The organism is Phytobacter sp. V91 (assembly GCF_965644225.1).
In the GTDB taxonomy this organism is placed as follows: Bacteria; Pseudomonadota; Gammaproteobacteria; order Enterobacterales; family Enterobacteriaceae; genus CBFFRJ01.
Genome location: NZ_CBFFRJ010000188.1, coordinates 1 through 7,124, shown reverse-complemented (window position 1 = coordinate 7,124; position 7,124 = coordinate 1). Strand labels below are relative to the sequence as shown.

The 7,124-nt window shown below is 54.4% G+C and carries 7 protein-coding genes and 1 pseudogene; 2 read left to right on the top strand and 6 right to left on the bottom strand.

The window, feature by feature from the left end:
- The first annotated feature begins 335 nt into the window (after positions 1-335).
- Positions 336-554: an osmotically-inducible lipoprotein OsmB gene (osmB, locus tag ACSZO4_RS23920; protein WP_437891573.1), complete on the top strand. Its 219-nt coding sequence runs from the start codon at positions 336-338 to the stop codon at positions 552-554.
- Between the two features lie 102 nt (positions 555-656).
- On the opposite strand, the gene yciH is transcribed toward osmB, so the two are convergent.
- From yciH to pgpB, 5 genes are all read right to left on the bottom strand, one after another.
- Positions 657-983, bottom strand: a complete 327-nt coding sequence (yciH, locus tag ACSZO4_RS23915) for a stress response translation initiation inhibitor YciH (RefSeq protein ID WP_437891572.1) — start codon at positions 981-983, stop codon at positions 657-659.
- The gene (gene pyrF, locus ACSZO4_RS23910) at positions 980-1,720 is read right to left on the bottom strand and encodes an orotidine-5'-phosphate decarboxylase (RefSeq protein ID WP_437891570.1); all 741 of its coding nucleotides are present in this window, start codon (positions 1,718-1,720) and stop codon (positions 980-982) included. The genes yciH and pyrF overlap by 4 nt, the downstream gene beginning before the upstream one ends.
- A gap of 184 nt (positions 1,721-1,904) precedes the next feature.
- The gene (gene lapB, locus ACSZO4_RS23905; RefSeq protein ID WP_437891568.1) at positions 1,905-3,074 is read right to left on the bottom strand and encodes a lipopolysaccharide assembly protein LapB; all 1,170 of its coding nucleotides are present in this window, start codon (positions 3,072-3,074) and stop codon (positions 1,905-1,907) included.
- Positions 3,075-3,080: 6 nt separating this feature from the next.
- Entirely contained in the window at positions 3,081-3,389 is a 309-nt protein-coding gene (locus ACSZO4_RS23900; protein WP_437891567.1) for a LapA family protein, read from the bottom strand.
- A gap of 141 nt (positions 3,390-3,530) precedes the next feature.
- Complete coding sequence (pgpB, locus tag ACSZO4_RS23895; protein WP_437891565.1) at positions 3,531-4,295, bottom strand: phosphatidylglycerophosphatase B; 765 nt, start codon at positions 4,293-4,295, stop codon at positions 3,531-3,533.
- Positions 4,296-4,477: 182 nt separating this feature from the next.
- Here pgpB and ribA point away from each other — a divergent pair, with 182 nt between their 5' ends.
- Positions 4,478-5,068, top strand: a complete 591-nt coding sequence (gene ribA, locus ACSZO4_RS23890; protein ID WP_437891564.1) for a GTP cyclohydrolase II — start codon at positions 4,478-4,480, stop codon at positions 5,066-5,068.
- A gap of 78 nt (positions 5,069-5,146) precedes the next feature.
- Here ribA and acnA read toward each other — a convergent pair.
- A pseudogene (gene acnA, locus ACSZO4_RS23885) lies at positions 5,147-7,051 on the bottom strand (aconitate hydratase AcnA); the annotation flags it as partial.
- Positions 7,052-7,124 lie beyond the last annotated feature (73 nt).

The following is a 7,124-nucleotide window of genomic DNA, read 5'->3' as shown; positions in this document are numbered from 1 at the left end:
CATTTCGTATGGCTTAAGCTCTGAAAGTCTCTCATCACGAATCCTCATCTCTTGGCGGAGATTTCAGATTCGCGCGAGTGACTTAAAGGTCAAACCTTTCGGAGTCCCCCGGCAAAGCCGGGGGTTTACCGGACTTAATTAAGACTATTTACCCTGCTCAAGACGGGGTTCAATCGTAAAATTATTTGTAGCGAGATAACAGGACGTGACTATCACATGCGTGATTTTAGTAACACCTGCGCAACAAAAGTTTTGCGGAAAGTCTTTTGGATCCCCACGCGGGCTATACTTAAAGAGCACTCTTTCCGTGAATCACTCATTCAGGAGAAAGTATGATGATGTTATCAAGTAAAAAAGTCGCTGCTGCTATGCTGGCAATCACCCTCGCAATGTCCCTGAGCGCCTGCGGAAGCTGGTCAAAACGCGATCGTAACACCGCAATCGGCGCCGGTGCCGGTGCTCTGGGAGGCGCAGTGCTGACCAACGGTAGTACCCTGGGTACGCTGGGCGGCGCGGCTGTTGGTGGGATTATCGGTCACCAGGTAGGTAAGTAATTCATTTAAAACGGCATCTGATTATCAGTCTATTTTCTTACAGGTCTGAGCATTGAGTAAAAAGGGTAACGCGTGCACCGTCACCCTTTTTTATGCCGCCGGTTAACCGCCCGCCAGTTTGACCTTCATTCCTTTTGCTTCCAGCAGGGTTTTCAGCAGATCGCGCTTGTCGCCCTGGATCTCGATCACGCCATCTTTGACAGCGCCGCCACAGCCGCATTTCTTCTTCAGTTCAGCGGCCAGAGTGTTGAGCATCGCATCATCACCGTCAACGCCGGTAATCAAACACACCCCTTTTCCTTTACGTCCGCTGGTCTGACGCGAAATACGCACCACACCATCGCCTTTCGGGCGCACTGGCGCTTTTTTTTCTTCGTCAATACGGCCTGTTTCGGTGGAATAGACCAGTCTGCTGTTGCTGTCACTCATGATGCGCTCCGCGCCAGTGAGGCGTTAATATCACGCAGGGCCTGCGCCGGATCAGCAGCCAGAGTAACCGGACGGCCGATCACCATGTAATCCACACCCGCCGTTAATGCCTGTTCCGGCGTCATAATGCGGCGCTGATCGCCAGCGTCGCTACCGGCAGGACGAATCCCAGGGGTAACCAGTTTGAACGACTGACCAAAGGCTTCTTTAAAGCGCACCGCTTCCTGCGCGGAACAGACCACACCGTCAAGCCCACACTGTTGGGTTAATTCCGCCAGACGCTCTGCGTGCTGCGCAGGCGTAGCAGTAATCCCCAGCCCCAGAAGATCGCTGGACTCCATGCTGGTCAGTACCGTGACGGCAATCAGCAACGGCGCGTCTTTACCAAAGGGCAGCAACGCCTCTCTGGCGGCCGTCATCATCCGGGCGCCGCCCGAAGCATGGACGTTAACCATCCAGACGCCAAGGTCAGCAGCGGCTTTCACTGCATGAGCGGTGGTATTTGGGATGTCGTGGAATTTCAGATCAAGAAAGAGATCAAAACCGCGCTGTTGCAGGTCACGAACCAGTTCAGGGCCAAAGAGGGTAAACATCTCTTTGCCCACTTTGAGGCGGCAGTCACGGGGATCGATCCTGTCAACAAAAGCCAGGGCTTTATCGCGATTGTCATAATCAAGAGCAACCACGACCGGAGAGGACGTTTTCGCACGGGAAACAGATGAAGCTGTCGTCGTCATGATGAGACCTTCTGAGATGAGCGCGCTGGCGCAGGCGCAATGAATAAACGGCGAGCATTCTACCTGCGAGGAAGCTGAATTGACAGGCGCGATTACATTCTGCCGGACAAAGGCGGCACGATGGCTACGTTCCTCCTTCGCCCACCATTAGTATGTTGTAACTAAAATAAGGTTTTTTTTAAAACTACTGCCCGTCCAGACCGCGAATCGGCTTCACGGTTGACCACGCCCGGCAGGATGGGCAGTGCCAGTACATGGTAAAGGCGGTAAAACCACACTTATGGCAGCGATAACGCGGTTTACTGCGAACCTGTTCGCCTACCATCTCCCGCAATACCATCAGGCTCTCTTTTGCCCGCCCTTCTTCTGCCTCATTGAGGTGGTAATCCATCAGCTTATGGAACACCCGCATGGTCGGATGACGCTGAAGCTGGCGGGTCACATAACCCTGCGCAGCGTCCTGCCCTTCGCGGCCTTCCATGATTTCAGCCAGCATCAGTTCCGCCGTGGCGCCGGTATTTTCCTCAACGCAGCGCTGTAAGAATGCTGCCCACTCTTCATTTTTACCCAGGTGCTGGTAGCAGACTTGCAGCATGTCGAGTGTTTCACTGACCAGCTCTTTATCCTGATCAATCACCCGCAGCAGGCTCTCAACGGCTTTGCTGTATTCGCTTTTAGACATATGCACGCGACCCATCATAATCGAGACACGTGGACTTTCTTTATCCGCAGCAGCACCCTTTTTCAGCAGCCCCATCGCCCGGTCAAGATCGTCGTTAGCCATTTGCTGCAATGCCAGCTCACAGTAAAAATGGGCGATTTCACCGCGCTGTTTGTCTTTACCCAGCTTAACCAGCCTCTCTGCTACATCAATCGCCTTTTGCCATTCACTGGTCGCCTGATAAATCTGCAATAGCTGTTGTAATGCGCCGACCCGGAAATCCGTTTCGTCCACCAGTTGATTGAACATATCTTCCGCGCGATCGTACATACCGGCCGCCATATAGTCGCGGCCAAGCTGCTGTACCGCCAGAAGACGCTGGTCATACGACAGAGAGGCGCTTTCCATCAGGGTTTGATGGATACGAATGGCGCGGTCAACCTCGCCGCGTGAGCGGAACAGGTTTCCCAGGGTGAGATGCGCTTCAACGGTACCGGTGTCCTCTTTCAGCATATCAAGGAACAGGTCTACCGCTTTGTCCTGTTGGTTACTGAGCAACAGGTTGACACCGGCCACGTAATCACGTGAAAGCCGGTTCGCGTCATCCTGCTTGCTCTGTTGAGCATTTCTGCGCCCCATATACCAGCCATATGCCGCGGCAACGGGTAACAGCAGAAACAACAGCTCCAGCATAAACGATTATTCCTTCACCACAGAGGTACCGGAATCTACCGGGGCATCAGCAGCAGGGGCAAATTTTTGCTCCAGACGCTTAATTTTACGTTCTGCGCGCGCCAGCGAAACACGGACACGTAGCCAGAACAAACCACAAATCAGCCAGCCGATAACAAAGCCTGCAGCAAAGAGCACCGCCAGCAAGGTAGAGATACGATATTCACCCTGAGCGAGCAGATAATTGAAGGTCACCAGCTGGTCGTTTTGGGCGCCAAGGGTGACGGAAACGACAAAAATCGCCAGGACCAGTAAGAAAATGAGCAAATATTTCACATGACTTCCCGTTATGTGGTTGTGAGCGAGTAAATTATGTTCAACCGACAGCAGCCAGCCTTATAAACTACCATTTTAGCGCCTGGCGCGAAACGGAAATGCGTGGTGCGCCATTCTTATCTATGGGCATTTTACCCGGGTTCAACTCTCTTGCTCTCTTTCGACGATCTCCAGCTTCTCTTTGACAGGCGGTGTCAGCGGCCCACAAAGCTTTTGCGCCAGCCATGTCGCAACGGTCACCAGCAACGTGGAGATAAGGGTTGCCACCACCAAATCGACGGGCCAGTGCATCCCCAGCACCAGACGACTACCCATCACTCCGCTGGCCCAGACCAGCAAAAGCGCGATAGTCCAGGTACGGCGGCGAGGCCACAGCAGGCCTACCGCAAGCAAAGCCCAACTGGCGGCAAACATGGTGTGGCCGGAAGGAAAGGCAAAGCCCGTCTCTTTCTGCCAGTGCTCCCGCAGGAAGGGCGGAATATCTTGCGTCCCGGCCAGTTGCTCTTTAACCAGATGGCTTCTGTCACTACGGCTGAGGCTGTAAAACGCATCCGCTTTAACATCGTGGACGTTCTCCAGCCAGATAACGAAAGGTCTGGGTTCCTGAACCTGCTCTTTAACCCAGGATTTGACCCCCTGCCCGGCAATAATTGCAGCGGCCAGGATCACGAACAGCATTAATGCGGCTTTCAGTCGAAAACGCAGACACCACAGGAACCAGCCGCACAGCAGCACATGGGTGATTATTCCCCAGGGCTGCGTCACCGTCTCTGTTATCCACCAGGCGGCGCGTAAAAATGCCGTGTTGACCCCCGGTTGCCAGCTCCAGCCTGAAATCAGGACCAGGACAGGCATCACCAGCAACATGCCTGCGCCCACCATAGTGCGTTTCGCAATAGACCGCATTGTTTCTCCCTCTCTTCGCAGCCACAATCATAACTGAAAAATAACATTTGCGCTGAAACTGCCGTATTTGTGCGTTTAATCAGCGATGTGTCAGCAGGTGGTTAGTGATGTAAAGCTTGTTGTGGCAAAATAGCGTAATACATAAGGCCTCTGATAGCGGCCATTATAATCTGGAGAATCACATGCAGCTTAAACGCGTGGCAGAAGCCAAACTGCCAACACCGTGGGGCGATTTCCTGATGGTGGGTTTTGAAGAACTGGCAACCGGGCAGGATCACGTTGCGCTTATTTATGGGGACATTTCCGGGCAAACGCCGGTTCTGGCTCGCGTTCATTCCGAGTGTTTAACCGGGGATGCGTTATTCAGCCTGCGCTGTGATTGCGGTTTCCAGCTTGAAGCTGCGCTGACCCAGATAGCAGAAGAAGGCCGTGGCGTGCTGCTTTATCATCGCCAGGAAGGTCGCAACATTGGTTTGCTGAATAAAATCCGCGCCTACGCCCTTCAGGATCAGGGCTATGACACGGTTGAAGCCAACCACCAGTTGGGGTTTGCCGCTGATGAGCGCGACTTCACCCTTTGCGCCGATATGTTCAAACTGATTGGCGTCGATGAAGTTCGTCTGTTAACCAATAACCCGCGTAAAGTTGAAATTCTGACCGAAGCCGGGATCAATATTGTGGAGCGTGTGCCGCTGATCGTCGGACGTAATCCGAAAAACGCCCATTATCTCGACACCAAAGCCGCAAAAATGGGTCATCTGTTGAACGAATAATCGCCACATTGCCGCTTTTTGCGTTAACCCGCCCGTGAAATGGCGCGGGTTAACCTCTCAACCAGGCATCTTCACCACTCAGTGCAACATATTGCGGATCACATAGTGCAGAATACCGTCGTTCTGGTAGTAGGTAAGCTCCGTTGACGTATCAATACGACAGCGGCAGTTCAGCACCTCTTGCCCTCCGTCACTTCGGGTCAACGTCACCGGGATAATGGCCCCGGGCTGCAACTGGTCCAGGTGTGCGATATCCAGTTTTTCCTCCCCGTTCAGCCCCAGCGTTTTACGCGTTGTCCCTGGCGGAAATTCCAGCGGCAGGATCCCCATACCAATCAGATTTGAGCGGTGAATACGTTCGAACGACTCCGCGATCACCACCCGCACGCCCAATAAACGCGGCCCTTTTGCCGCCCAGTCGCGGCTTGAGCCTGAGCCATACTCTTTACCGGCAATCACCGCCAGCGGTTTGCCGCCTTTCTGGTAGCGCATCGCCGCATCAAAAATGGAGATAACCTCGTCGCCAGGCAGATGTCGGGTCATTCCCCCCTCCACGCCCGGCACCATTTCGTTACGGATACGGATATTGGCAAACGTGCCCCGCATCATCACTTCATGGTTACCACGCCGCGATCCATAGGAGTTAAAATCCCGCCGTTCGACGCCATGGCTTTGCAGATAACGTCCGGCCGGGCTGTCGGCTTTAATACTCCCCGCCGGAGAGATATGGTCAGTGGTCACCGAATCCCCCAGAATGGCGAGAATATGCGCCCCATGAATATCCGCCACCGGTTCCGGCGTTGCCCCCATCCCTTCAAAAAAGGGTGACAGCCGGATATAGGTGGAGTCGTCCTGCCAGCCGTAGGTATCAGAACCTTCAACCTGAATCGATCGCCACTCTGGCGTCCCTTAAAATACCTCTGCGTACTCTTTACGGAACATTTCGCTGGAGACGTTATCAACCGCGCGGGCGATATCCTGGCTGGAAGGCCAGATATCTTTCAGCCACACCGGGGCGCCTTGTCTGTCGTGGCCCAGCGGCTCGGTCGCCAGATTGATGTTCATATTGCCCGCCAGCGCATAGGCAACCACCAGCGGCGGCGAGGCCAGCCAGTTCGTTTTCACTAATGGATGAATACGCCCTTCAAAGTTTCGGTTACCGGACAACACCGCGCCGACGGTGAGGTCTCCCTGCCTGATAGCATTCTCAATCGGCTCAGGTAAAGGGCCAGAGTTACCAATACAGGTGGTGCAGCCGTAGCCAACCAGGTTGAATCCCAGCTCATCGAGATACGGCGTTAACCCGGCCTTCGCCAGATAGTCAGAGACCACTTTCGAGCCGGGGGCCAGTGAGGCTTTAACCCATGGCTGGCGTTGTAGCCCCGCCTTAACCGCATTTCTGGCCAGCAATCCTGCCGCCATCAGCACGCTGGGGTTGGAGGTATTGGTGCAGGAAGTAATGGCCGCGATAACAACCGCCCCCTCGGGAAGCAGGTGTTGCTCTCCTTTCAGTACGTACTCAACGGCACGACGGTCTTTTTGTGCCGTATTAAGTTCCAGTTCAGCGCTGGCGGCAAAGGCTTTGGGCACGTCACGAAGCGCCACGCGATCCTGTGGACGTTTTGGCCCGGCAAGGCTGGCCTCAACCTCATTCATATTCAGTTCCAGAGTGCTGGTAAAGACCGGTTCATCGCCGGTATTACGCCACATCCCTTGCGCTTTGGCATAGGCCTCAACCAGCGCGACCTGCTCTTCACTGCGTCCGCTCAGCCGCATATAGTCGAGAGTGATATCATCGAGTGGGAAGAAGCCGCAGGTTGCGCCGTATTCCGGCGCCATATTGGCGATGGTGGACCGGTCTGCCAGCGGCAGTGAATCCAGCCCGTCCCCGTAAAACTCGACGAATTTGCCGACCACGCCATGCTTACGCAGCATCTGGGTTACGGTCAGCACCAGGTCGGTGGCGGTAATGCCTTCGCTTAATTAAGTCCGGTAAACCCCCGGCTTTGCCGGGGGACTCCGAAAGGTTTGACCTTTAAGTCAGTCGCGCGAATCT

Coding starts and splice junctions, on each gene's coding strand:
- pgpB (WP_437891565.1), bottom strand. CDS start 4,295: ATGCGGTCTATTGCGAAACGCACTATGGTGGGCGCAGGCATGTTGCTG.
- yciH (WP_437891572.1), bottom strand. CDS start 983: ATGAGTGACAGCAACAGCAGACTGGTCTATTCCACCGAAACAGGCCGT.
- lapB (WP_437891568.1), bottom strand. CDS start 3,074: ATGCTGGAGCTGTTGTTTCTGCTGTTACCCGTTGCCGCGGCATATGGC.
- osmB (WP_437891573.1), top strand. CDS start 336: ATGATGTTATCAAGTAAAAAAGTCGCTGCTGCTATGCTGGCAATCACC.
- ribA (WP_437891564.1), top strand. CDS start 4,478: ATGCAGCTTAAACGCGTGGCAGAAGCCAAACTGCCAACACCGTGGGGC.
- pyrF (WP_437891570.1), bottom strand. CDS start 1,720: ATGACGACGACAGCTTCATCTGTTTCCCGTGCGAAAACGTCCTCTCCG.